Source organism: Moorena producens PAL-8-15-08-1, from assembly GCF_001767235.1.
GTDB classification, from domain to species: domain Bacteria; phylum Cyanobacteriota; class Cyanobacteriia; order Cyanobacteriales; family Coleofasciculaceae; genus Moorena; species Moorena producens_A.
In genome coordinates, this window is the sequence record NZ_CP017599.1 from 3,673,157 (window position 1) to 3,698,369 (window position 25,213).

General features: G+C 43.8%; 22 protein-coding genes and 1 pseudogene. 12 read left to right on the top strand and 11 right to left on the bottom strand.

The features are described from left to right. Positions 1-104: 104 nt before the first annotated feature. Positions 105-1,523: an ATP-binding protein gene (locus BJP34_RS13650; RefSeq protein WP_070392820.1), complete on the bottom strand. Its 1,419-nt coding sequence runs from the start codon at positions 1,521-1,523 to the stop codon at positions 105-107. 459 nt (positions 1,524-1,982) lie between these two features. On the opposite strand from BJP34_RS13650, the gene BJP34_RS13655 reads away from it, so the two are divergent. After that, positions 1,983-2,300, top strand: a complete 318-nt coding sequence (locus tag BJP34_RS13655; RefSeq protein WP_070392821.1) for a DUF3155 domain-containing protein — start codon at positions 1,983-1,985, stop codon at positions 2,298-2,300. Between the two features lie 134 nt (positions 2,301-2,434). On the opposite strand, the gene BJP34_RS13660 is transcribed toward BJP34_RS13655, so the two are convergent. The 3 genes from BJP34_RS13660 to BJP34_RS13670 form a co-directional block, all read right to left on the bottom strand. Continuing rightward, positions 2,435-2,983 (bottom strand): cofactor assembly of complex C subunit B, encoded by a 549-nt coding sequence (locus tag BJP34_RS13660; protein ID WP_070392822.1) that lies wholly within the window; start codon positions 2,981-2,983, stop codon positions 2,435-2,437. A gap of 250 nt (positions 2,984-3,233) precedes the next feature. Then, on the bottom strand, positions 3,234-3,635 hold the full coding sequence (locus BJP34_RS13665; RefSeq protein WP_070396653.1) for a PadR family transcriptional regulator: 402 nt from the start codon (positions 3,633-3,635) through the stop codon (positions 3,234-3,236). Between the two features lie 297 nt (positions 3,636-3,932). Continuing rightward, positions 3,933-4,163: a hypothetical protein gene (locus BJP34_RS13670; protein WP_070392823.1), complete on the bottom strand. Its 231-nt coding sequence runs from the start codon at positions 4,161-4,163 to the stop codon at positions 3,933-3,935. Positions 4,164-4,517: 354 nt separating this feature from the next. Between BJP34_RS13670 and BJP34_RS13675 the strand changes: the two genes are divergently transcribed. The 5 genes from BJP34_RS13675 to rpsN all read left to right on the top strand — a co-directional run bounded on the left by BJP34_RS13675 (position 4,518) and on the right by rpsN (position 9,453). Then, complete coding sequence (locus tag BJP34_RS13675; protein WP_070392824.1) at positions 4,518-5,087, top strand: DUF3611 family protein; 570 nt, start codon at positions 4,518-4,520, stop codon at positions 5,085-5,087. 236 nt (positions 5,088-5,323) lie between these two features. Then, entirely contained in the window at positions 5,324-6,607 is a 1,284-nt protein-coding gene (gene serS, locus BJP34_RS13680; protein WP_070392825.1) for a serine--tRNA ligase, read from the top strand. A gap of 321 nt (positions 6,608-6,928) precedes the next feature. Then, positions 6,929-8,020 (top strand): RIP metalloprotease RseP, encoded by a 1,092-nt coding sequence (rseP, locus tag BJP34_RS13685; RefSeq protein ID WP_070392826.1) that lies wholly within the window; start codon positions 6,929-6,931, stop codon positions 8,018-8,020. Positions 8,021-8,362: 342 nt separating this feature from the next. Further along, positions 8,363-9,055, top strand: coding sequence for an endonuclease III (gene nth / locus BJP34_RS13690; protein ID WP_070392827.1), 693 nt, complete (start codon positions 8,363-8,365; stop codon positions 9,053-9,055). 95 nt (positions 9,056-9,150) lie between these two features. After that, positions 9,151-9,453 carry a 30S ribosomal protein S14 gene (gene rpsN / locus BJP34_RS13695; protein WP_070392828.1) on the top strand — a complete coding sequence of 101 codons (303 nt, stop codon included), beginning with the start codon at positions 9,151-9,153 and terminating at the stop codon, positions 9,451-9,453. Positions 9,454-9,709: 256 nt separating this feature from the next. Here the strand turns inward: rpsN and BJP34_RS13700 are convergent, their stop codons facing one another. The 7 genes from BJP34_RS13700 to pgl form a co-directional block, all read right to left on the bottom strand. Beyond that, positions 9,710-10,045 (bottom strand): hypothetical protein, encoded by a 336-nt coding sequence (locus BJP34_RS13700; protein ID WP_070392829.1) that lies wholly within the window; start codon positions 10,043-10,045, stop codon positions 9,710-9,712. 365 nt (positions 10,046-10,410) lie between these two features. Beyond that, positions 10,411-12,111, bottom strand: a complete 1,701-nt coding sequence (locus BJP34_RS13705; RefSeq protein ID WP_083305159.1) for a cyclic nucleotide-binding domain-containing protein — start codon at positions 12,109-12,111, stop codon at positions 10,411-10,413. 401 nt (positions 12,112-12,512) lie between these two features. Further along, the gene (locus BJP34_RS13710; RefSeq protein ID WP_070392830.1) at positions 12,513-13,136 is read right to left on the bottom strand and encodes a Crp/Fnr family transcriptional regulator; all 624 of its coding nucleotides are present in this window, start codon (positions 13,134-13,136) and stop codon (positions 12,513-12,515) included. Positions 13,137-13,278: 142 nt separating this feature from the next. Continuing rightward, the gene (locus BJP34_RS13715) at positions 13,279-13,830 is read right to left on the bottom strand and encodes a sterol desaturase (protein WP_083305599.1); all 552 of its coding nucleotides are present in this window, start codon (positions 13,828-13,830) and stop codon (positions 13,279-13,281) included. A gap of 1,388 nt (positions 13,831-15,218) precedes the next feature. After that, a complete protein-coding gene (locus BJP34_RS13720; protein WP_229424354.1) occupies positions 15,219-15,695 on the bottom strand; it encodes an FHA domain-containing protein in 477 nt (158 codons plus the stop codon). 405 nt (positions 15,696-16,100) lie between these two features. Then, a complete protein-coding gene (locus BJP34_RS13725; protein ID WP_070392832.1) occupies positions 16,101-16,988 on the bottom strand; it encodes an FHA domain-containing protein in 888 nt (295 codons plus the stop codon). A 591-nt stretch (positions 16,989-17,579) separates the two neighbouring features. Next, positions 17,580-18,302, bottom strand: a complete 723-nt coding sequence (gene pgl, locus BJP34_RS13730) for a 6-phosphogluconolactonase (RefSeq protein WP_070392833.1) — start codon at positions 18,300-18,302, stop codon at positions 17,580-17,582. 579 nt (positions 18,303-18,881) lie between these two features. On the opposite strand from pgl, the pseudogene BJP34_RS13735 reads away from it, so the two are divergent. The 6 genes and pseudogenes from BJP34_RS13735 to BJP34_RS13755 all read left to right on the top strand — a co-directional run. After that, positions 18,882-19,760: pseudogene (locus BJP34_RS13735) on the top strand (RNA-guided endonuclease InsQ/TnpB family protein); the annotation flags it as partial. Between the two features lie 59 nt (positions 19,761-19,819). Beyond that, on the top strand, positions 19,820-20,140 hold the full coding sequence (locus BJP34_RS47440; protein WP_229424355.1) for a transposase: 321 nt from the start codon (positions 19,820-19,822) through the stop codon (positions 20,138-20,140). 58 nt (positions 20,141-20,198) lie between these two features. Next, on the top strand, positions 20,199-21,017 hold the full coding sequence (locus BJP34_RS13740; protein WP_070392834.1) for an HpsJ family protein: 819 nt from the start codon (positions 20,199-20,201) through the stop codon (positions 21,015-21,017). Positions 21,018-21,069: 52 nt separating this feature from the next. Beyond that, the gene (locus BJP34_RS13745) at positions 21,070-21,969 is read left to right on the top strand and encodes a glycosyltransferase family 2 protein (RefSeq protein WP_070396656.1); all 900 of its coding nucleotides are present in this window, start codon (positions 21,070-21,072) and stop codon (positions 21,967-21,969) included. An 844-nt stretch (positions 21,970-22,813) separates the two neighbouring features. Continuing rightward, on the top strand, positions 22,814-23,128 hold the full coding sequence (locus BJP34_RS39725; protein WP_149030966.1) for a hypothetical protein: 315 nt from the start codon (positions 22,814-22,816) through the stop codon (positions 23,126-23,128). Between the two features lie 1,347 nt (positions 23,129-24,475). Next, the gene (locus BJP34_RS13755; protein ID WP_070392836.1) at positions 24,476-25,204 is read left to right on the top strand and encodes a DUF502 domain-containing protein; all 729 of its coding nucleotides are present in this window, start codon (positions 24,476-24,478) and stop codon (positions 25,202-25,204) included. The last annotated feature ends 9 nt before the right edge of the window (positions 25,205-25,213 follow it).

Here is a 25,213-nt window from a genome sequence, read left to right on the forward strand (position 1 = left end):
GAGATGTGGATAGTTAACTGTTGAGAGGTTAATATATTAACCAATCACAGCCAACCTCTCAACGGTCAACAACAACTATCTACTGACCAATTACTAAAGGTCTACTAAGCGTAAGTCAACCAAACGATAAAGGTTGTTCCAATCCTTGAGTTATCTTGACCATGACTAATGGATAATTCCCCATTTTCCTCAGTCGATAGTAGTTTGGCGGGACTCAAGACTTCAATATCACCCTGCATGTATGCCATGAGTTCTTTTGCGATCGCTAATCCTAAACCAGTGCCAGGGATAGGACCATTAGCTTGAACTCCCCGATAATGCCGCTCAAACAGATGGTCTAAGTCTTCTGGAGCAATACCTGGACCAGTATCACTAATTGCGATCGCTATGGCATCACCATGTGAAAGCCATTGTCCAACACCAACTTGGATATCAATTTTTCCCCCAGCTGGGGTGTACTTCAAAGCATTGTCAATCAAATTACTCAAGACTTCCCGTAAAGCCTTAGGATTCCCTTTCACCAAAGGTAAGTTAGGGGCAATAGAGCAATGCAACTCCAAATTAGCCTCTTGAGTAATAGCGTCAGCAGATATAAGCAAGGGTTCTAAGACATCCTTGACCGCAAACAGTTCCAAAGGAACAGTTTTGTCCGTGAGTAGGGGAAATTCCCCTAGGGTGGAGTGTGGTTCGGAGTGACTAGTTGGGTAAATCTCCCCAATATCATCTGATTGTGGGGATGAAGAAGCCTCAGCTGTAGCTACAGGTAACGTGAGGGATGCTGTATCGGTTTGGTTCATGTCCAGGCAAGCATCAAACTGTTGCAGCAACTCCTGTAAGCGATCGCTTTCTCGTATAATGCTAGAAGCCACTGGATAGTTTTTATCTCCTGGTACCAGTCGCTTCAGCAGTAGCTTACCAAAGGTTCGTAACGCCATCAGGGGATTACGAAATTGATGGAGCAGATCATCGAGCATATCCCGTTGTTTTGCCTGTAGACGTCTTTGCTGAGTCAACTGCTGCTCAAACCAACCTTGACGCTGTTCTATGACATATGCGATCGCTAAGGTTCTAGCAATGCGTTCCACACTTGCCTGTTCTGTGTGATTCCAAGGTCTATCATCACGAACACTCACCAATAATCCCATCACTATCCCTTCATGGATTAGAGGTAAAACGATTTGGTGCTGCTGCTGCAGAGAATTTTCAGATCCTACAAAAGAGGTTGAACCCAAATCTTGCTCTTGGTTATTTCCCTGAGGGAGTAGCCGAGGTAAGCTGCTGGATAATCGAGGAATCTGATCAATCTCACCTATTTTCTGTGGCAAAACCCAGTCAGGATCACTCATATCCCGCACGGTACTTGTTTCCGGATAAACTACCACAGGAATTAGCTTTGCCTGATTGCCCTCAACGAATTCTTCCGTTAAATATACAGCACCACTAGCTGCTCCCAGTCCTTGGGTTAATAAAGCCACTTGGTTTCGACACAGGGAGACAAATTCTGAACTGACGCGAGTGAACATGAGCTATAGATGAGTGATCTGGGTTAATCCTACTGGAAGTTAAGCCACTATCAGCTTTACTTCTATAATGTCGAACCCCTTAAACAATTGACTATTATGCTTTAGTGAGCTTTAGTCATCAGTAATCAGTCATTAGACCTCTGGCAAATATCTGTTACATCCATTGCCTGATCATCTGATCACCCCATCACCCCATCACCTGATCAGTGTAATTGTGAGATGAGTTTAAGGCTATTTTTTCAATTATATTTAAGTTTTATTAAAACTATTAAATTTTTGTATTAATTTTCCGGAGGGAATGAGGAAACGGAAAATCCCCTAACGTATTGCTGTCAAAGGTTTCAGCCGGGTTGTTTAGTTCTATGACAAGAGCTTGATCTTTTTAGAAAGAGTCGATATAATTTCGACGGCTTTTGTAACTATCTTTACAATTGCCAGCAAAAAGAGGAGGTAAAAAGGTTGGCAAGAAGACGTAAGCGTAAGAGTCGCCGCCGCCAAGAAGGGCGCAAGATACTTGAGCATGTACCTCAGTACAATCTAGAAAGTGGCGAGTATAAACCGGTTACAGCAGCACGCGCATACATTCGGTCACAAGGGATAGTTCCACCTGCCCTACTACTGGTCAAACGTAACGAGCATACCACAGACCGTTATTTCTGGGCAGAAAAAGGGCTCTTCGGTGCCCAATATGTGGAAGAGAATCATTTTCTGTTTCCCAGTTTGCGATTAATCAACTCTCCCTTAAAAAAGGTAGGGGTTGTCGCTCGTAGCCGCTGAAACCTTACTGGTAATATTTATTGAAAGTGCTTTTACTTAGCCCTCCTCAAACTCAAAGGCTTGAGGAGGGCTAAGTATCTTGGTAATTTTACCTATTCTGGTTATAGTGTGGGAAGATGTCAAACCCTGCTTGCTTACGACAAGGGTTTTAGTTTGACAGACTGTTGAAGTTGTATTAGTTCATCGCGATGGCCAGTGACTATAACCAAACATTGCTCCGCAGCGCCTTGATCCCCAGGGGCTTGGGTAGACGCTGATTCTAATTTTAGAGATACCTGTTCGAGTCGTTCAGCTTTTTTCCAATAAAAAACGCCCGCAACAGGAGCTAGTGCCACTAGCCCCAAAAACACCTTAGTCAAAGTCGGAAACAAAATAGATAGCACTAGGGATAAGCAGAGTATACCACAGGCAGCTAGGACGGTTAAAAAGATAGCCATAAACCAACTCGGTCGGACTATCCCCTGGAACGTGACTTGATTAGTGGCAGCATCCACCGCCACCACCTGGTAGGCTCTTTGATAAAAATATTGCTTCAACTGGTTTAGAAGCGATTCTTCTGTTTCTGGGGAAGCTAACTTGACTTGTTGTATTCGGTCTTTCACAGAGGCTCGAATAAAGAAAAACAAACCTACTGCTAATAAAAGAGTTAGCCAAAGTGTAGAAGCAAGAATAGTGGTATTCACTGAATATTAACTATAAAAATACACATCCTTTGCTACTACTTTACAAGTTATTAGACACGCTTTGGTCAGGTCACGCTACTCCGTACCCACTAGCTAGAGGCTGTAAGATACTGGTATGGGTAGATGGCTAGCAGCTAGCACGCCCTGAATTCACCTGAATTCAGATCTGGGCAAGACAATGCATCACCTGACTTCTGTTATGCCACCAGGGTTTTCACGGGAAAGCACCCTGGAAAAAATTGCTACTTCCCTACCTAACTGACTCAACAACAGACTGGTGGCAGGGAGTCCTTGACTGAATTTTCCCCACTGTTTCCTCAGCCATATAGTCATGCCAAAAACTGGCAAGTTCTATAGCTTTCTCCTGCCACTCTGGGCAGATTTGATACATCCTGCGTGGGCGTCCTCTTCCTTCTACTTTTTGCCAGTAGGCTGAAATTGCCTGTTTTTCTTCAAGAAACTTCAGTGCACTGTAGAGGACAGTATCTGAAAGTCGATAGGTGGGGTATTCTTGTTCTAGTTGTTGGATCAGTTGTGTTCCATAAGATTCTCCTTGCAACAACACCGATAGAACATAGCATACGGCTAATTCTTTATTGAGATAGTTGGGTGGAGGATCTTGGAAAAAGCTATAGATATCTTCGAATTTCATCTGCATATGTAGTTGGAATTCCCAGTTCTTCTAGATGGGATTAGAGGGTTTTCTGGCAAATACTGATGGTTGGAGGCACCCTGGGAAATTCACGCGCGTTTTGCAGTGAGTTTTATTTAAACGATTAACCTGGGTAGGTACATCGCTATCACACTTTATAACTTAAAAATCTCTGGCGTAGGGTTTAAATACCTCCCTAATTTGATGAAAGTTTAATGAATTTTCGACTTAACACACCTAAAACGTAAAGATCAACTTTAATAATTGCTCGAAACCCTGATCCTAAACTTCCGACTATCAAGGGAAACATCGGGAAAGAAGACAACGGAGACCAGTAACACCAATTTCATTGATGGGAGCTAGAGAGGATGATCTCGGATGGAAGGATGGGGGGATGGAGGGATTAATATCTAAGCTAATATCCATTTCAATTTCAGATCTTGCCACTTGTGCAAAAGCGAGTCTACCATCTACCCATCCCCAATCTACCCATCCCCCGATAAACCGCCATTGACAATTTAAATCCATTAAAGCTTAATAATTTTTGTGGGGGTTGGTGTAAGTGGGGATTGGTATAAGTGGGGGTTAGTGTAACACAAAAGTGAACTATTAATGTCGATCATCTCACATACAACCGATTCAGGCAGGTTTTGTAGAAAATTAACGGTTCCCGCAAGAAGTCTCTCAGCCATTTATCTGCGATTTAGCTAGGGATGAATTGCGAGTGTGATCAATCCTTGTCACAATAAAGTTGGTTGCTGACCCTCCCCGACCGACCACAAGGGTTTTTAGCTTCCAGCCCAAGATTAGCCCTACGTCTTTTCGCGTTGTGGAGCGCGTGGTAGGCGGTTCAAAAGTGATTACTCAAGGGACACAGCCCCCATGCGAGAGATACCTGACAGTTCCATCCCACCAGCTCGTCAAAAAATTGCCCTAACGCTGCGCAGATTCGGTTGGATTTCCTTCTGGACTCAGTTAATCCTAGGGGTGATTTCTACGCTGATTTTAGTGTTTGCAGGGTTTACCCTTGCCAGCCCTCAACCTGACAATCAAGCGGGTCAAGGCATCGGCTTCGGTCTTTTTTTCGTAGTTTGTGGACTAGTGGCTTTAGGTATAGGCATTTATTTTGCCTACCGTTACACTGGAATCGCTAGTCGGCTGCTAGCTGCCAATGGGTCAGACATACCAAGCAAAGCTCAAACCCTTCAAACGATTAGGCTGGGCTTGATTGTGAGTTTAGTAGGAATGTTATTGACCATCATTGGCTCATTTGCAGTCATAGGCAGCCTTGTAGCCCTAGCTCTAGCTGAGCAACAAAATTCAGTTGGGTTGGCTTGTAATGATGTTCCACCGATAGACCTGTTTGTTGTGCAGGCAAACATAAACACTATTTTTGCTAATTTTGTTGGCATAGCCATTTCCCTGTGGCTATTTAATCGAGTCAGTCGCTAGCCAACAGACCTCACACCAGCTCACCAGCTCACCAGCTCACCAGCTCACCAGCCGACTCCCTACTCCCTACTCCCTACTCCCTACTCCCTACTCCCTACTCCCTACTCCCTACTCCCTACTCCCAGGAGAAGTTAATTGCCGTTGGCAAGAAAACTGTGGCACATTGGTGAAGTTAGATCCATGTTGCTCAGATGAGTACTGATCATGCGATCGCGCCATTTTAGAAGAGAAAATCTGTGCTTGACCTAAAGCAAATTCGGGAAAATCCACAAAAGGTTCAAGAACTACTCGACCGACGTAGTGTCAATCAATATGACCTACAACCTATTCTGGAACTGAATCAGCGTCAGCGGGAGCTAGAAACATCCCGCACCCAGTTGCAGGCTCGTAGTAATGAAATTGGTAAGCTGATTGGTCAAAAAATCAAATCGGGTAGTCCTCCACAAAGCCCAGAAATTCAGTCGCTCAAGGAAGAGGGTAACCAAATCAAAACTAAGTTGAGCGAACTGGAACCCGAAGAAAAAGACCTAAAAGACCAGCTGAACACCCTCTTGCTATCCCTGCCCAACTTGCCCTGGGAATCCACACCGATTGGCAAAAGTGAAGCCGAAAATGTGGAAGTCCATCGCTGGGGTGATGAGTACATTCCCAAGGATTTCCAGATTCTCCCCCATTGGGAAATTGGCGAAAAACTCGGCATTCTTAACTTTGAGCGAGGGGTGAAAATCGCTCAGAGTCGATTTGTGACATTGATCGGGGCTGGTGCTGCTTTGGAACGAGCACTGATTAACTTCATGCTTGACCAGCAAATTGCTGCTGGCTATACGGAAGTGATGCCACCGGTACTGATCAACAGTGAATCCCTAACCGCTACCGGTCAGTTGCCCAAGTTTGCCGAGGACAGCTTCAAGTGCTCTGATGATGATTTGTGGTTAGCACCCACAGCAGAAGTCCCATTGGTCAATCTCTACCGAGACGAAATCCTTGAAGCATCGCAACTTCCCATTAATCTCTGTGCCTTCACCCCCTGCTTTCGCCGGGAAGCGGGTAGCTATGGACGGGATACCCGGGGTCTAATTCGACTACACCAGTTTAATAAAGTTGAGCTAGTGAAAATTGTTGAGCCTAGTACCTCCTCCGAAGAGCATCAGAAGCTGCTTAAGAATGCTGAGGCGATCTTGGAAACCTTGAAATTACCCTACCGGACTGTAGAACTGTGTACAGGGGATATAGGTTTCTCAGCCGCTACAACCTATGACCTAGAAGTTTGGCTGCCTTCGCAAAGTACATATCGGGAAATTTCCAGTTGCTCTAATTGCTTTGATTTCCAGGCACGGCGGGGTAGGATTCGTTTCAAAGAGTCCGGGAAAAAAGGCACTAACTTTGTTCATACTCTCAATGGCTCAGGATTGGCAGTGGGGCGTACTATGTCAGCCATTCTGGAAAATTATCAACAACCCGATGGAACGGTTAAGATACCAGAGGCTCTACAGCCTTATATGGGGCGAGATCTGTTGTAATACCATTAGCTTAAATTCTAGGTATTAGGTGTTAGGTATTAGGTGTTAGGTATTAGCTGTGAGATATTAGCTGTGAGATATTAGCTGTGAGATATTAGCTGTTAGGTATAACAGGCACAGTTGACAGTCTCTGTGCTTGACTTGGGGCGCTTCATACCCTTGCCAGAACCTGCTTAGCCTAGAGCCTAGAGCCTAGAGCCTAAAACCTAGAGCCTAAAACCTAGATCCTAGATCCTAGAACCATTAGCCTAGAACCTAATTGCAATGCCTATACAATAGAAAAATGAAGTTAACATTACATTAAATAAATTCTTCACTTATATGTCAATTTTGGCGGCGATTGCAGTTTTGGCAGTCTTGATTCTTGTTCACGAGCTTGGTCATTTTATGGCAGCTCGTCTGCAAGGAATCTATGCCAATCGCTTTTCTCTTGGCTTTGGTCCAATTCTATGGAAATATCAGGGTCCAGAAACTGAGTATGCAGTGCGAGCGATTCCCTTAGGGGGGTTTGTGGGTTTTCCTGATGATGACCCCGATAGCGATATTCCCCCCAATGACCCCAATTTGCTCCGCAACCGACCGATTCTAGACCGGGCAATTGTGATCAGTGCTGGTGTCATTGCTAACTTAGTCTTTGCTTACTTCCTGCTTGTGGCTCAGGTAGGAATGGTTGGCATCTCCCAATTCAACTACCAACCGGGTGTGGTAGTGCCTAAACTTGCCCCAGAAAGCAGTTTAGTGGCTACAGAAGCAGGTATCAAACCAAGAGACATAATTCTCGCCGTAGATGGTCAAGGGTTGGAAGCAAACCCGGAAGGGATTACTTTCCTGATGAAAGCGATTCAAAATCATCCCAACCAGCCCCTTCAAATGCGGATTCAGCGTCAAAAACAAACGCTACTGTTGAAGGTGATTCCGGAACTAGGGATAGATGGTAAAGGAAAAATTGGTGTACAACTCTCTCCCAATGGAGAGGAAGTGCGTAAACGTGCTGGTAGTTTGCTGGAGGTATTCAGTCGTGGTGCCGAAGAATATCAACGCATTACAGTCTTAACCCTGCAAGGCTTTGGTCAGCTACTGAGTAATTTTGGCGAAACGGCGGAACAAGTGTCAGGTCCAGTGGCAATTGTGGCGATTGGAGCCGATATTGCTCGTTCCAATGCTGTCAATCTTTTACAGTTTGCAGCTCTGATTAGTATAAATCTAGCGATTATTAATATTTTGCCCCTACCAGCCCTTGATGGTGGTCAGCTGGCTTTCTTACTGATTGAAGGACTTCGAGGTAAGCCCTTGCCCATGGAAGTACAGCAGAATATTATGCAAACTGGGCTAGTGCTGCTTCTGGGTTTAGGTGTTTTCTTGATTATTCGAGATACAGCTAACCTGGTTTGGGTACAAAACTTATTCCAGTAACCCGTGTTTGGTTGTTAAAGGTTACAGGTTAAAGGTTAAAGGTTGCAGGTTGCAGGTTGCAGGTTACAGGTTACAGGTTACAGGTTGTAGGTTACAGGTTGTAGGTTATAGGTTGTAGGTTATAGGTTACAGGTTACAGGTTACAGGTTACAGGTTCAAAGATTTCTTGACCTAAGTTAGTTTCTGTGGGTTTTACTGGTATAGCTTCAGAAGACATTTACCCGAGATCTTCTCAACATTGAACCTTCCAACCTTCCAACCTTCCAACCTTCCAACCTTCCAACCTTCCAACCTTCCAACCTTCCAACCTTCCAACCTTCCAACCTTCCAACCTTCCAACCCATGAGTATTACCCGTAAATCCTCTGGCAAGCAGCAACGATCTCTAGAGATTCTAATTCGCCTTAAGCGACTCTATCCGAAAGCAACCTGCACACTGAATTACGAAACGCCAGTACAGTTACTGGTAGCAACCATTCTTTCAGCTCAATGTACGGATGAACGTGTGAATCAGGTAACACCAGGGTTGTTTGGCCAGTTTCCTGATGCTGTTGCGATCGCTAGTGCTGATATCGAAGTCTTGGAAACTTTAGTGCGCTCTACTGGCTTTTATCGTAATAAGGCGAAAAATATTCAAGGTGCCTGCCGCATGATTGTTAAGGAATACGGTGGTCAGGTACCGAAACAAATGGACAAACTCCTCAAGTTGCCTGGAGTGGCTCGTAAAACCGCCAATGTAGTACTTGCCCATGCCTATGGTATTAACCAGGGAGTCACGGTAGACACTCACGTCAAGCGCCTGAGTCAGCGTCTAGGATTGACAGAACACACCGATCCCATCAGGATTGAGCGAGATTTAATGGGGCTTTTGCCCCAGGAGGATTGGGAAAACTGGTCGATTCGGCTGATTTATCATGGTAGGGCAATTTGTAAAGCCCGAAAACCTGATTGTGATGCTTGTGTTTTGGCGGACTTATGTACCAGTGCCGATCTGGCTGAGGCAACGACTACTACAAACGACTACTACAACAGATAGCTGGAAAACTAACGCTACTGTAACAGCCTCTGATTAAGCTCATCGGATAAGATAAAAAGACAGTGTCTTGTTTTTAGATAGAATTTCAAGAATTAATGGCTAAAAAATCAATGATTGAGCGCGAAAAAAAGCGCAAAAAAATGGTAGAAAAGTACGCAGCTAAGCGGGAGGCGCTCAAGGAAGAGTTTCAAAATGCTGCGACTCAACGAGAAAAGTTAGAGATTCACCGGAAAATACAACAGCTCCCCCGCAACAGCGCCCCCTGCCGTGTGCGGAACCGTTGTTGGGTTACAGGGCGTCCTCGAGGTTACTACCGAGACTTTGGACTATCTCGCCATGTCTTGCGGGAATGGGCACACCAAGGTCTATTGCCAGGTGTGGTTAAATCAAGCTGGTAGGTTAACTGGTTGCAGGTTAACTGGTTGCAGGTTACAGGTTGCAGGTTAACTGGTTGCAGGTTAACTGGTTGAAGGTTAACTGGTTGAAGGTTTTAGGTTGTCTGACATACCCGAGTCTACCCTTAGGGTTTTCCTACTTAAGAGGAGCATAGCCACTCTGCCTTGAGCTTCAACGGGCTCTTGCATGACGCTCTGGGAACTTTCAACCTTAAAACCTTGGCCAATAGGCCACGCGTGCGCGTTCAACCTGAAACCTTTACTGCCCACAACAGCGGTCAATGCCAAGACTTTGTAAGAGTAGGTCACTGACAGCGTTAGCGATCGCAAATTCGCCGTAAAAACTTTCTCGAAAGTCAAACGACTGCATTTCTGTAACAATAGCAATCACAAGTGAACCCAAATCATTTTCTCCTTCCATCCGTTGACGGACGAAAATCTGGGCGGCGCGTTGTGCAATCGTTTGATTAATTGCTTCTGGGAGAAACTCTTGATCTAGCCATTGCGCAAGAGTTTCTCGTAACCATTCACCTTCCTGCTGAGGATTTGCAGCCGGTGGCAGAGTAATCGCTGGAATTGGTTTCGGTTTAGCCATAAATAAGGTTTGGTGACGGCTAAGCTAAATAGTTTTCTGTTGACATTTCATTCCATGATACTGTCAAGTCGCTATCGGCGTTCGCCTTTGGCGTGGCCTACGGCCAAGCCGACGCTGCTTAACGCGCTCCAATTCAAAATTAAAAATTATTAATTCAAAATGACAATCAGTGGGGGCTTGTACCCGCCACTGATTGAATAAGCCCAGAATAAAATTCAGTGGGGGCTTGTACCCAGAATTAATTAATTCAAAATTTATTCTTTTCTTTATTTTGAAGTTTGAATTTTGAATTTTGAATTACCACTAGGGGTCAATACTCTACACTCAACACTTAACACTCAACAAACTGATCCTGCTACTTGCTATTAAAGAGCAAATAGCCTCTTGACTCGCTTGCGAACCCAAACTAGAAGATTTCTGTCATCTTCTGCTGCATCCAACAACCCCATTTTCCGCATCTGTTTTTGTCGCTCAGCTAATTCTTCCTGATGCTTGCCTAATTCCTGGACAATGATCTCAGATAGATCTGGATAGTCCTGCAATAGTTGTTTAAAACCTTTATTGCTAATTACAAATAATAGTGACTCTTCTAATGCTCTAACTGATGCTGTTCTTGGTACGCCTAACATTAACGAAAGTTCGCCAAAAAATTGACCTGCCTGAAGACTATTGAGAGTTTTGTTAATCCTCTCTACAAAGACTTCGATAGAACCAGCTAGGATAATATAAAACGCATCTCCAGGGTCGCCTTCATGAAATAACATCTCTGAGGGACGTAAGCGCTTTCGGTATCCAATTTCAATTAATTGCCTTAGTTCTAATTCAGTAAAATTTTTAAAATAATCGACCTGCCGCAGTAAGTCACGTAACGCTAAAGGTCTAGGTGTTTTAACTTTGAAGGACTGCTGAGTTGATTGTTCAATAGTTTCTTCAATAGTTTCAAGATTTTGGCGGTTAATCTCTCTCCCCATCAGGGCTTCAGGGTTGCGCAGCCAGAAATCCCTTTGAGGGAAAGGAATTGAGATTCCCTGCTGACGTAAATTATATTCAATAATAAAATTCAAAGAACTTCTTATCAAAGGTTCTTGATCAATTCGATTAACCCATACCCTAAGTTCAAAGTTTAAAGCACTATCACCAAACCCTTTAAAAAGAACTCTTGGTGTCGGCTCAGATAAGACAGATGGTTCTAAATAAGCAGATTTTAACAGGACTTCTGTCACTAATACTGGATCACTATCGTAAGCGACTCCTACAGGTATGTGTATACGGGCTTTATAGCTGTCAAAAGTCCAGTTAAGCATTCGTTTTTCTACCAAATGAGAGTTAGGAACTACTACATCTCCCCCCTCCCTTGTGCGGATGATTGTAGACCGCATCGAGACTTCTTTAACATATCCGGATAACCCATCAAATTCAATAAAATCACCAACTCGTATTGTTCGTTCTAATAGTAATGTCACACCACTGATAAAGTTTTTAGTTATATCCTGTAGTCCAAAACCAATTCCAACCCCTAAGCCACCAGCAATGACCGCTAATGACCCCAATTCAAAGTTATTATTCAGAACAATTACAATGCCTAATATCCCAAATGCGTAGCTGATGATTGTAGCGATGACTGCTTGATTAGCTTCATCAATCCCCATTTGGGGAAGTAGCTGTTGTTTGAGAAAGTTTTTTAGGGTACTAGCCAGAAAAATTACTATCATTAAAGATAGTACTAGTTTTATTAGGGATTTAATAGATACTTCAGTACTACCTACTTTAAAAATGGTTAAATTAATTAGGTTTAAACCACCTATATCTATATAATAGATAATATATACCAGTACAAGGAAAGTTATATAACTAATTAACTTAGAAATAAACTCTCTTTTATTTGGATCATTAACTAGCTTATTAAGGAGTTTATAATTCAGGATTTTTTTGAAATCTTGAATTATAAATTTAGTAATTATAAATAAAAAGATTAATTGAAGTATAGTGATAAGAGAGACAGGCATCTCTCCCAGTTTGAAGAGGGGTTCTTTTAAGAATTTTGGAACTAATTGATCAAGAGGCATAAATAACTGCTTTTCAGCTATGAATCTATATTTATACCACTTAATCTTAGTATTATTTTAGGATTCAGATCTCAGAGTTGCTATTTACCACTTTTCCATCTGGCAACTCCTAGACCAGTTAAATTCCTTGCAAGACCCAGGATAAAGCGCTTTGAGCAACACAACTATTGTCTTGATGCAAAGCGCGAGTGGGGGAAACCCCCAAGACCGTAATGGTGCGTTTTCCGCATTAAGAATTAAATTCGCCACGGGTCGCACCTCTGCATCGCTTTTTTTTTAGTCAGGCACAAGTAACAAACCTGACAACAAACCTGACAACAAAGCCTAAAAAGCCCTTGCCACACTTACGCAACCACTAATGAGTAAGCAAATCAGTACTCAGTAATAGCTTCAAGTTAGCTTCAGATATTATTACATAATATACCATGTTTGACAATGATGTGACGGTCTCTGTCAAATGTAATCATACCACGGTTATGGAGTTCTCCTAGAGTTTTAGTCACTGTGACCCGAGAGGTGCCGATAGCATTAGCTAGATTCTGATGGGTCATGCGCACACTCAAGCGAGTTCCCTCAGCAACTGGCTCCCCCATTTCCTGTTTCAACAAGAATAATAACTGCTGCAAGCGGTCTTCAACTCGGCGCAGTCCAGCGATCGCTAAAAGTGCTTCTGTCTGTTGTATCCTGTGACCTAGCTGATTGAATAGGGTGTGAGATAGATGAGGAGACGCTTCCAATTCAATCATCGAAAACCATTGAAGATGCACTTCGGATAAAGCTTGAGCCTGATAGGTATCTAGAGCAGCCAACCCAATCCGGAAAGAGGTATCCGGCAATGCCCAAGCTAGTAGCACTTCCCCTCCATCAAGGTTAATCTTACTGAGTTGAACAATACCTTGACAGACTTGCCAGATCCCAGGTGCAACCAAAGGAATGATTTCCCCCTTTGAATACCAACGCAGCCGCTGTCGCTGTTTTTGTCCGTCTTGGGATATTCCGTGAAAGGCCTTTTGGGTTAGAGGCATTTTTTATAAGTTCTGTCGCTTCTAAAGCTCTATTAAACGCTCTTGATAATGGGTAGGCAAAATAGTTTTGGTTTACCGTTGACTGTTTACCGTCCAGGGTTGACTTTAACATTTACTTAGTAAACAGTCAACAGCCAGCATCCTAACTTGATTTCTGCCTACTTAGCTTATATTTCTTCTTAACTGACATCAAAAACCTATACCAGGCTTGTGCTGGTTGGTCGTAAAATGTGAAGATATCTCCATAAGCAACTGTGGCATCCTGATGGTGAAGCCAATGCTTTTCTGGAGTAGTAATGCACAAGAAGTTGCAAAGGCGCTCTAGGGTCTCCGGAGTTTTCCACTCCATCACAGAAACATGCCTCCAGATCACATGAAACTCACCCAAGACTAGTCCCAAGATAGTTCCTAGAGGAGAAATCTGCCAGAACCAAGGCACAAACATCAAATAAGGAAAGGCACCTGCAAAACCATCAAGCAGTACCAGGGGGTTCTTAGTTAATACAGCATAGTGAATGAAGCTACGATTCTTACTATGGTGTACTATGGCATGGAATTTACCAAAAATGTGCTCAGGGACATGGTAAACAAAAGTAGAAAGGAAATCCCCAAGTAGTAGCTGCACTAAAGCAACCAATAAAATCTTAATGATTAACACATCTAACTCCTCTTCGTATGCGCTGATCTTAGTCAACAAACATTAAGGTTTGTCAAAGAATAGGTTAAACTTAAATTTATTATTTATTGAAGGTATGCTACTCTAGCAATTCTAAATATTTTTTGTACAATAATCGTTATCTTATATAAGAGTTTCAATTAAGCCAATGTTTTAAAATTATGACTTATTACTTCTAGTTTTGAAACTTCATCTAAGTTGTACCACTTCTGAAGGACGCGCTACGCTATATAATTTTAATTGCTGAATTAATTGATATCATCGCTTAATCGTTAATTGTCAATTTTACCTTCACAATTAACCAACAACCTTCAATTCTCATTAGTCAAACCAACAGGATATAAATCTGTCTATATATGAGCGATAATTGACCATTTTTGAATTGGAGCGTTCCCGCAGTAACGTTACTTTTAGTCCCGTGGCCAGCTTAAAATGGTCTAATAGAAAGTAATAGGAAAAAGGTTAAATGCTAAGAAGAGGATAATAATAATGCATCAAATTAAGCTGGCTAAGCCAGTAGGAACGGAAGCCTTGGGTTCCTACTAAATAAGCGCGTTTAGAGTCTAGATTTTGGGTAAGTTCTATTTTAATGACGAATTACCAATTACCAATTACCAATTACCAATTACCAATTACTAATTACCATAAAAGTTCAATCTTCCATAGCCATAATCCTAAGTTAATTTCTCCCTACTTAGCTTATATTTCTTCTTAACTGACATCAAAAACCTATACCAGGCTTGTGCTGGTTGATCGTAAAATGTGAAGATCTCCCCATAAGCAATTGTTGCATCCTGATGATGAAGCCAATGCTTTTCTGGAGTAGTAATGCACAATATAGCAATTATACTACTTGTGAGGTACAAATTTCTGGTTTTTAGGGAGCAGGGAGCAGGGAGCAGGGAGCAGGGAGCAGGGAAGAGGGAAGAGGGAAGAGGTCAAAACTAATGTGTACCTCATGAGTCCTAGAAACGCTATAAGTTGCAAAGGCGCTCTAGGATCTGGGGAGTTTTCCAATCCATCACAAAAACATGCCTCCAAATAAGATGAAGCTCACCTAAGGCCAGTCCCAAGATAGTTCCTAGAGGAGAAATCTGCCAGAACCAAGGCACAAACATCAAATAAGGAAAGGTACCTGCGTGCGCGATCAAGCATTACCAGGGGGTTCTTAGTTAATAAAGCATAGTGAATGAAGCTACGATTTTTACTATGGTGTACTATGGCATGGAATTTGCCAAAAACGTGCTCAGGGACATGGTAAACAAAAGTAGACAGGAAATCCCACAGTAGTAGCTGCAGTAAACCAACTAATAATATCTTAATGATGAACACATCTAACTCTTCTTCGTATGCGCTGATCTTAGTCAACTTACCAATTAGTAATTAGCATCAATTACCATAAAAGTTCAATCTTCCATTTCAGTTGACTCACTTTGATCGGATTGGGTGCTTTCGGCATTTATCAACGTATTATTGAATGAATTGATGTTCCGCTTTCGTTCAGAGGTACGCTTATCCAAAATTGTCTTCAGCCTTGCTGAAGGCATTTCTCCATTAACATGAATCTGAATTTTCGGACCCGAACTAGCTAGACGAATAATCATCCCATCGATAACCGGCATTTGGGTAATCCGCTTGCCATCCATGTAGGTGCCATTGGCACCTAAACTGATAATTTCCCAACCATTAGGATTTCGCCGTAGTTCTACATGGTGACGGGAAACTACAGCGCTATAGAGAATAACATGATTATCGGTTGACCGGCCAATCCGAATCACTGATTCTGTTTCAAAGGGCCAACTTTGAACAGGCACAGACTGGAGAGGATGCAGTAGGGTTAGGGTAATCGCCGGTGTCACATCTTTCAAGGATTTTGTCCTCACGGCCTGATACTGTTAACTATCCCCCACCGACACGACGTGGGATTTCCTTGCTTATACAGCCAAAACGGCTGCCAGAGTTAGTCATATCTGCTTAGATTTACAAGGACTGACATGCACCCCAATTAAGGCACACCTATATTAATATAGAATTTAATGTAAACACTATGACTATAGACGACCTTAGTAGAAGGGGCAATCTAGGAGAGTGCCACCATGGTGAATTGTTAATCTAAGGCTATCACTTAAAAGGAAGGTCTGCAATTGACTATAAGCCCTCTCTTGAAACATCCTTTAGTAAACCGCCCCGATAGTAAACTGCCCTGACCTAGCTAGATCTTTAGGTCAGGGCTTTGTCCGAGATCAATTTTGCACAACCAGCTGTCACACCTACCTAGCACCAGAAACTCAAGAACTTTGGAACAAAAATGTCACTTTATCACCTTTCCCCAAGCTAATGCGATCGCCTGTTCTTAGTCGATGCCGATTGCCTGGTGCTAGAGACGTGTGGTTGACATAAGTGCCATTGGAGCTGCCTACATCTTCAATATAGTAGGTATCCCCCTCAACTCTGATATCGGCGTGAATGCGAGAGACAATGTCTGAGTCAGGAAAACCAGAGACATCAATATCCGGGGGAATTTTATCATTGGGCTTACCCATATGAATCACTGATATATGCTGCGGTAACTCAATTGTTGTATTGGTTTGCATATGCAACAGTTGAGCTGAGATTACCTGCAACTGAGTTTGGGCACTACCTCTATCCGGTACATAGGGGTGTGGCGGGTTCTCTAAGTCAGCTTCTGGTATTGACGGTGAGGTTACGTTTTGGCTAGATTCTTCTTGAGAAACCCCTAAATTCCCAACAGTAGGCAGCGGCAATGGCAGGGTTTCTAAGTCAAGATTCTGCGGTTGAAATGCTTCTGAGTTGAGGGCTGGATTAACGACCGTAGCTGGCATAGCGGTGGTAGATTCAGCATCATCAGAACTGATAGGATTGGATGCTGGATCGGGGACTTGAGTATTCATAGCCATCGGTATAGGTTCAACAAGTGGTTCTGGGGATACCAAGTCGGGTATCTCTGGGGTAGAGTTTGACCCTGATTTCTCCCCTTTCTCCATATTGGCACCCACATTCAAGTGAAATCCACACTGACCACAGAAGCTTGCGTCAGTCTGAACTGTTGCACCACAGTTAGGACAGCTGGTAGTGGAAGGTAAGGGAGTGTAGCAGGCTTCACATTGGGTAGCCCCTTCCGGATTTTGGTGATTGCAGTTAGGGCAAACAATCATAGAACTTTAATTTATTATTTTTAACAGCTATTATCTAGTTTCAGATAATGTGACGATCATACACTTCCCGATCGGGCAAGTGTAGGCTTAATGCACCTCTTAAGGCTACCAGAACTTCTTTAGCCTTTGGAGACGCTGCGCGAACGAGGTACTATTAGTTATAGAACTATCAATAACTGGATTTCCTCATGGCGCGTTTTCTTGCCAGGAAAACGTACTGCCCCACTTTTAATAGACTTGATTGACGTTACTGTTTGGTTATTTTTGCTGCTATCTAATCCAGCAACCTTCTCGCTGATTAGACTACAGTAGACTTGGGCTATTTTCGGTTAAAATTGGAATTAATTCCTGTCCCGCATCCAACCACCGCTCCCCTATCTGAGGAGACCTGGGATTGGTGCGGGTTTTAGCTAGAGTGGGAGCATCGAAGGCAAAAGGCTACCAAGCAAAAGGCTACCAGGCAAGTCACCCTAATGAATTATCAAAATCCATAAAAATATAACATATATCCCCTAAAACTAGAAGAGTTTCTCAGTAACCGGATACAATTGTTTCGCACTTCATCGTTCACACTTGACACTTCCGCCCTTGTCAATGTTTCAAATCTTGACCTGCTGATTCATCTAGAAGCCACCAAAGTTCTCCTTGGGGCTGGATCAACCGAGCTGGATAGGTTTGTGGATCAGCTTCGGGGGCAAATATTTGAGCTAAGGCTGCTCTTTTGCCAGCACCAGCAACCAGAAACATAACGCAGTTGGCATGGTTAATCAAGGTGGAGGTAAAGGTGATTCGTGGTTGACCATCTTTGTTGCCAACTGTAACCAGTCGGTCTTTTACTTGCAGAGCCTCTGTATGGGGGAATAGGGAAGCAGTATGGCCATCATCACCAATGCCTAACAAAATTACATCAAAGCCAGGAAACTCTCCTACTGGTATGCCAAAAAACTCATACAGTTGAGCTTGATGTTTATCCGCATCAGCAGCGGGGCTAGAGCCGTCGGTGGGCATCGGGTGAATGTTAGCCTCTGGTATATCGACTTTGTCTAACCAGGCCAGACGAGCCATCCTTTGATTACTATCCGGGTCATCGGGACTAACATAGCGTTCATCACCCCAAAACACATGAATGTTATTCCAGGCAAGGTCAAAGGTAGCGATCGCTTCGTACAAAGGCGCTGGGGTGCTACCGCCAGCAAGGGCAATGGTACAACGACCGTTAGCCTGGATTGCTCCTTCGATTTTACTGAGGACAACATCAACAGCTCGCCTAATCAAAGCTTCTTTATCCGGTACAACTTCAACCACTTTGTTCATAAAACCTGTCTGCCGAGGAACACTACATCCACAAGACTACCGTTAATCAGCGATTGTGCGATCGCTTTACCTGATTCAGGAAGAATACCAGAAATTATCCTAACACCTTGATTAGTGGTTAATGGTTAATGGTTAATGGTTAATGGTTAATGGTTAATGGTTAATGGTTAATGGCCTGCGGCTCGTAACGCTCACCTAAAAGGTAGAGCGCGGGATTTCCCATCTAAAACGTAACACCAGCAACGGATGTTGGAGTTAGGATTATCGATGGCCATAGGTTAATATGGGCAAAGCGCCATGGTTGGCTCTCCTGCTGTTCTATTTTTCAACTTTACTGAGTACCCCAAAAACTACTCTAAAAACTAGTAAGCCAGTAAGTTTAGGAAGGATTACTCAGTAAATTCCCCAAGTCGATGATTAACTTTTGAGGGGTTCGGGGAGCAATAAGTCCCGCGCTGTATGCGTAGCATCAGCGTCGGGATACATGGACTCCCCTTGAAAGGTCTTATCCCCTCGATGGGGATAAGACCAGCATTTACCATTAGCTCTGGCTTATGGCAAACTAGAGTCATGCTGAGGATGAACTATACCTACCGAATCTATCCAGACTCCACTCAGCAGACTGAACTGCTGGAATGGCTTGAGATATGCAGAGGCATATACAACTATGCATTGCGCGAACTCAAAGACTGGATTGCTTCGCGTAAGTGCATGACAGATAGGTGCTCCCTACAAAAGGAATACATCATTGCGGCTGTGAAACCCTTTCCGTCCTATCATCGCCAGCAAAATAACTTGCCCAAGGCCAAGAAACAATTCCCCCACTTGAGCAAGGTGCATTCTCAAGTGCTGCAAACTACGATTCGTAGACTGCACGACACCTGGGATTCATTTCAAAAGCGTGGATATGGATTCCCACGATTCAAAAAGTTGGGTCAATTCAAGTCCTTTGTGTTTCATCAATTCAAGAACAATCCTCTCAACGGCTTCACCATCAAGTTGCCGAAGATTGGCTTGGTTCCCATCAACTTGCATCGACCGATTCCTGATCGATTCAAGATCAAGCAAGTTCGGGTCTTGTCTAAAGTGCGAGGCACACAATGGTATGTGGTTGTCACGATCGAATCTGATGTTTCGGTTCCGGATGCTCCGCTTCACGGTCGTGCTATTGGAATTGATCTCGGATTGGAGAGATTCTTGACCGCTTCCGATGGCAGCTTCCAGCAACGTCCTAAGTTTTTTAAGTCCATGCAACGCAAGCTGAAATCGCTGCAACGCAGAGTGGCTAGAAAACAAAAGCGTTCTCAAAATTGGGAGAAGGCGCAAATTCAAGTGGCGAGGATACACCATCGCATTGCCAATCGTCGCAAAGACTTTCACCTGAAAACGGCTCATCAGCTTTGTGAGCAAGCCCAAACCATCTTTGCAGAAGACCTCAACCCTAAAGGCCTCACTAGAGGGATGTTGCGTAAAGATTGCGTTGATGCTGCCTTTGGGCAATTCTTGTCTTTGACTGAATGGGTCTGGCTAGTGCCGTTGGGGTTGACTTTGGCAAAGTATACCCCAACGGCACTAGCCAGACCTGCCCCAAGTGCCTGGGCACTGTGCCCAAGGGACTGGAAGTTAGAGAGCATCATTGCCCTGATTGTGGATATCGAACCCATCGGGATCATGCTGCGGCAGAAATGGTTTTGCATCATGGATTAGAGCCAATAGTCGCCCAGGGACTCTGGGGAATGGAAACAGCCTGTCAAGTCGGTCTGTCGGGGGTCGATGACCTAGATAAGTGGCGTGGGGCAGGAATATCCAATCGTGAGGTTGGGAAGCCCGGGCTGTAGCCGTAGGGTCAGCGTCGGGAGGATGTCACGTTAATCTAATAATCGCGCTTCATAGCCCATGAATACTAATTCTGTTTATTCCTCGTTTACTGCTCTGACTCTTAAGGTTGTCGGGCTGATAATGATCGTTTCTTCCCTTTTGGATTACATCATTTTGGCAATTCCCCCACAGGGAGCTAACCTGTTAAAGCCAGAGTGGCAGTTGAACTTTGCTACCCAAGTTGTTGACCGAGGTATTATCCCTATGGTCGGCATTGGGTTTTTATTTGCTGGATATTGGATTGCTCAAAGTGCTGCTACCGCTACTACAGAGCCAAAATCTTCGGTTCAAGATCTCCGATTTTGGGTGCTGTGTCTCTCTAGTTTTCTAGGGTTGGTCTTTCTGCTAATGGTACCCCTGCATCTCAATAACCTTCGTTTGCAAAGTTCCCAGGCTCTAGAACAAATTAACCAAAGAGCTAAGAGCGCCGAAGTTCAACTGGAAAACCGCACTCAGCAAGTCACTGAACTTCTCAAAAGTCCTCAAGGTATAGCCCAGGTAGAAAAGAGACTCGCCGATTTAGACGCAGCCATTAAAAGTGGTAGGATTCCAGCACAGCAGCTTGAGCAAGCCAAAGCTCAGGCTAACAGAGTTAGACAACAATTGCAGGCAATTAAGGAAAACCCTGATGTCCTCAATCAAGAAGTAGAGCAGAATATTAACCAAATCCGTAGTCAGAAACTTCAACTAGAGAAACGAGCCACCACAGAAGCTTTCAAACTGGGCATTAAAACTGGTCTGAGTAGCTTACTCCTAGCCATTGGCTATATTGCCATTGGCTGGACCGGATTGCGAGGGTTGGGAAGTACACCAGTAACCCGTCGTGGGCAAGCTTAGTAGGGTGGAAACTTTTAACCCTGACCAGATTTTTGATAATGATCCGCTTGAGATGTTCTCTATCTATATCCTGACCTACAACGAAGACCTAGATATTGCTGCTTGTATCGAGTCAGCCCTACTCTCGGACGATGTGATTATCGTAGATTCAATCAGTAGCGATCGCACTGTAGAAATTGCTAGTCAGTATCCGGTGCGAGTTGTGCAGCACGCCTTTGAAAGTCACGGACGTCAGCGCACCTGGATGCTAAAGGAAGTGCCCACCAAGTACGAATGGGTCTATATCCTTGAAGCTGATGAACGCATGACCCCTGAGTTATTTTCCGAATGCCAGGGAGCAATACAACGACAGGAGCATGTGGCTTATTACGTTGCAGAGCGGGTCATGTTCATGAATCGCTGGATTCGCTACTCTACTCAGTATCCCCGTTACCAACTACGGCTGTTTCGTAAGGAAAAGGTTTGGTTTGATGATTATGGTCATACGGAACGGGAAGTATGTGATGGACCGACTGGTTTCATAAAAGAAACATATCCTCACTACACCAACAGTAAGGGATTTACCCGCTGGATTGATAAACACAATCGCTACTCTACCGACGAAGCCCTCGAAACTTTGCGCCAGTTGGAGCAAGGAACTGTTGAGTGGCGAGACCTATTTTTTGGGCGTTCGGAAGTAGAAAGACGCCGTGCCCTGAAAAATTTGTCCTTACGCTTGCCCTGGCGACCTGTATTGCGTTTTCTATACATGTACTTCCTACTCGGAGGCTTCTTGGATGGTCAAGCCGGGTTTACCTGGTGTACCTTACAAGCATTTTATGAGTATCTGATATTGCTCAAAGTTTGGGAACTTAAGCATCCCATGCCCCCTCCGAGTAGCCATGTCATGCCCTCAACTTCCCCAGTATCAAAAGACTCTGATGCTACCCAGGTCACTTCATCATCATCCTAGTAGTATTTCGCTCAGATTACGGTAGAATCAAATAGATTACTATACCATTGGCTAACTCACTGAATTGGCTAACTAACCGATAAATCAAACATTTCATAGTAAAACTGGGTAGCAGGAAACCCCGCATCTAATCACCAGGGAGGACTTCGACCTAGCAGCAATAACCAGCTTTTGGCGCGAATCTAGGTTAAAATACAGAAGACGCAACAACCATTAAAGGAAAGGTGAAACTCCTAGTAGAGGGAAGTTTTGGTCAAAAGGTAGCTACCAGAATTTCTTACCAAAAGATTTGGGTAATCGCGCCCCTAGAGACGCGCGCCGAACGAGAGGGTCGCCTTTAAGGTGGGTCGGTCTCGCGCAAAAAGGTTAAAACTTGATAATTAAGGCGACCCTCTCTTACGGTAACTTTAAATCCTTCGTTGGCCTTTGGCCACGCTACGCGAACGACGGCTTTTCCGTCGGATGTGATAGAATAAAAGCATAAGCAATAAACAAGCATGTCAGATAGGTACTATCTAATCATAAGTAGACAACGTAAAAAATATGTATGAGATACGTATTGCGTAATTTGGTCTGACGACTACAACGTCTATGAAAAACTTAGATAAAAAAGTATAAAGGTGCGCTTGACCTATTAAGAATTAAATTCGCCACGGGTCGCACCTCTGTCTATTCCTATAAAAAAGGTACGGTGGGGTTAGAAGTTACCGTAAGAAGAGGGTCGCCTTTATAGTTAGTCGGCGCTTGTGTAAAAAGTTTTAACCTTTCTTGATGCAAAGCGCAAGTGGGGGAAACCCCCACAGGTCGGCGCTGCATCGCTTTTGATTAAGGCGACCCTGTCTTCATGCAAAGCGCGAGTGGGGGAAACCACGGCAAAGCGCGAGTGGGGGGAACCCCCACAGGTCGGCGCTGCCTTCCCAAGACCGCGCTGCATCGCTCTGATAAGGCGCGCGTTTCCGGCACACCGAAACCTAGATCTATGATCAATCACGCTTGGGGAAATTTGTCCTCTACTTTTTCTGACTCCGGTTTGAAAGAGCCACGACGAGTCGTAGAGGCAAGAATCCCCGCTCCTTACTGGCAGTGCCAGAGGCTACGCGAACAGGACGGGGAGTGTCAATCCAATCGGTGCCTCTACAAGCAAAAGCCGTTGTTGTGAGGGAATCAAGAACTTCGGGGAAGCCGACGCTACCAAACACAAAATTATACTCAATGGCATTTTGCCGGACATGGTAGAGGCAATTAGCACCGCCTTGATGACTACCTTGAGGACTACCGAGAAATTGCTAGGAGGACTACCGAGAAATTGGTAGTTGCCCACGAGTAATGCTATCCATGATTATCTCCTCTAAGCAATCCCCGCGTCTAATCACCGCAGAGTGTCAATTACGATTCTCTATCTTTGTTAATCTATCTCTGGTAATATGTAATCTCTGGTAATATGTAAAGAATAATACCAATTGATCTGGTCAAAGGGAAAAAGCTGGTCTGATCTTAGTTCATGCCAGTAATAACTCTATAGCTAGTGCTCGATAAAATCTAGTCATGGGTATAACGCGCCAAAGGCCATCATCTTGTCCAGCATTAACTAGCGCTAGACTTAGGAAGTGGTCTTTTAGATTGAGGCAAACGGGCTACCGTTTTGTGGCAGTATCTAGAAACCAGATTTGGAGTAGCTAAAGCCAGCTCCCAACTCTAGAATGAAAAGGGAAAACAGGTGTAATTCCACTGTTAAAACTTCCCTTTACAAGGAGAATGTTAGCCATGGATCGCAATTCCCAAGGTTCGCTATTGGTATCAGTTAATGGGTGCAGCGTAGGTTATTCCTATGATATAGCTTCCCATGGGGTAAAGCAACCACACTTTCCTAGCACTCCACCTCCTTTAAAATTAGTGTCTATAGCTGAGTTCGACATAACCAACTATGCTTCGATTGAGCAGTATAAAGTCAGGAGCTTCGAGTCAGACTAATTGATTGTCAAGGAATTTTTACCTTGAAATCCTCGTTCAAAAGCAACAATCGTTCTGTCTAGTCCCACTAACATAGCTGAATTATTATGATCACAACTGAATTCTGTATCCTGTATCCTTTTCATAGGCGAGTAAATTGATTAGAACGAACTGAGGTATACTAGTCTATAACGGCTAGATCCACCTTGGCATTTTTTCAACCACTCGAAAAAAAAGTGGCTATAACAAGGTCAGCTATCAGCTATAAGCTAATGCGCTACTTGAGATGCTACTTGAGGTGCTATCAGCCAAAAGGCCTGTAGCAAAGCTACCGGAACAGTTTATGCCCATAGCGCACTCTACACCGAACAGCTTTTGAATAAAATAAGCTGACGGCTGATCAATAAAATAAGCTGACGGCTGTTCGCCCAGCGTGAGCTAAAAGCTCACGGCTGACAGCTGAATGCTTACATAAAAAGTTGGGAGAGTAGTAGGGAATTGAAGTGGCTAGTAAAAAAAAATTTTATTCAGTTATTAAAAGGAGAATCTGTGCTCTGTGTTCGAGGGCTTGAAGCAGGATCTAAAAAATGACCTAATTGCAGGAATTCTAGTGGTAATTCCCCTGGCTACCACAATCTGGTTGACGATTACAATCGCTAACTGGGTGATAAATTTTTTAACTAGAATTCCCAAACAAATTAACCCTTTTGATAATCTCCACCCCATCTTAGTAAATCTGATAAATTTAGCAGTGGGACTGACAGTCCCACTACTATTTATTATGCTGATTGGCTTAATGGCACGCAACATTGTTGGACGGTGGTTGCTCGATTTGGGTGAGAAACTATTGCAGGCGATTCCCTTAGCTGGCTCAGTATACAAAACCCTTAAACAGATTTTGGAAACCCTTTTTCAGGATTCTAAAACTAAGTTTAGCCGGGTGATTTTGGTAGAGTATCCTCGCCAAGGAGTCTGGGCGATCGCGTTCGTAACCGGTGTTGTCAGTACACAACTCCAATCCCACATGAATCACCCGATGTTGAGCGTTTTCATACCTACTACTCCTAATCCCACCAGTGGCTGGTATGCTATGGTTCCTGAACAGGACGTGATTAATCTTTCGATGTCCATCGAAGATGCCTTTAAAGTATTGCTCTCAGGTGGAATTGTTAGCCCAGATAACCCGGGAATCCCAATTAACCTACAGCAGCCTCCTGAAAAGCAACCATTGGAAGAACCATTGCCTGAGATGATACAGCAGGTTTTGCCAACAGAAGACGCTTAATCGTTTTGG

Coding starts and splice junctions, on each gene's coding strand:
- BJP34_RS13745 (WP_070396656.1), top strand. CDS start 21,070: ATGTTCTCTATCTATATCCTGACCTACAACGAAGACCTAGATATTGCT.
- BJP34_RS39725 (WP_149030966.1), top strand. CDS start 22,814: ATGCAAAGCGCGAGTGGGGGAAACCACGGCAAAGCGCGAGTGGGGGGA.
- BJP34_RS13650 (WP_070392820.1), bottom strand. CDS start 1,523: ATGTTCACTCGCGTCAGTTCAGAATTTGTCTCCCTGTGTCGAAACCAA.
- BJP34_RS13665 (WP_070396653.1), bottom strand. CDS start 3,635: ATGAAATTCGAAGATATCTATAGCTTTTTCCAAGATCCTCCACCCAAC.
- BJP34_RS13710 (WP_070392830.1), bottom strand. CDS start 13,136: ATGCCTCTAACCCAAAAGGCCTTTCACGGAATATCCCAAGACGGACAA.
- BJP34_RS13725 (WP_070392832.1), bottom strand. CDS start 16,988: ATGATTGTTTGCCCTAACTGCAATCACCAAAATCCGGAAGGGGCTACC.
- BJP34_RS47440 (WP_229424355.1), top strand. CDS start 19,820: ATGGGTCTGGCTAGTGCCGTTGGGGTTGACTTTGGCAAAGTATACCCC.
- rseP (WP_070392826.1), top strand. CDS start 6,929: ATGTCAATTTTGGCGGCGATTGCAGTTTTGGCAGTCTTGATTCTTGTT.
- pgl (WP_070392833.1), bottom strand. CDS start 18,302: ATGAACAAAGTGGTTGAAGTTGTACCGGATAAAGAAGCTTTGATTAGG.
- BJP34_RS13705 (WP_083305159.1), bottom strand. CDS start 12,111: ATGCCTCTTGATCAATTAGTTCCAAAATTCTTAAAAGAACCCCTCTTC.
- BJP34_RS13700 (WP_070392829.1), bottom strand. CDS start 10,045: ATGGCTAAACCGAAACCAATTCCAGCGATTACTCTGCCACCGGCTGCA.
- BJP34_RS13740 (WP_070392834.1), top strand. CDS start 20,199: ATGAATACTAATTCTGTTTATTCCTCGTTTACTGCTCTGACTCTTAAG.
- rpsN (WP_070392828.1), top strand. CDS start 9,151: ATGGCTAAAAAATCAATGATTGAGCGCGAAAAAAAGCGCAAAAAAATG.
- BJP34_RS13670 (WP_070392823.1), bottom strand. CDS start 4,163: ATGGATTTAAATTGTCAATGGCGGTTTATCGGGGGATGGGTAGATTGG.
- nth (WP_070392827.1), top strand. CDS start 8,363: ATGAGTATTACCCGTAAATCCTCTGGCAAGCAGCAACGATCTCTAGAG.
- BJP34_RS13675 (WP_070392824.1), top strand. CDS start 4,518: ATGCGAGAGATACCTGACAGTTCCATCCCACCAGCTCGTCAAAAAATT.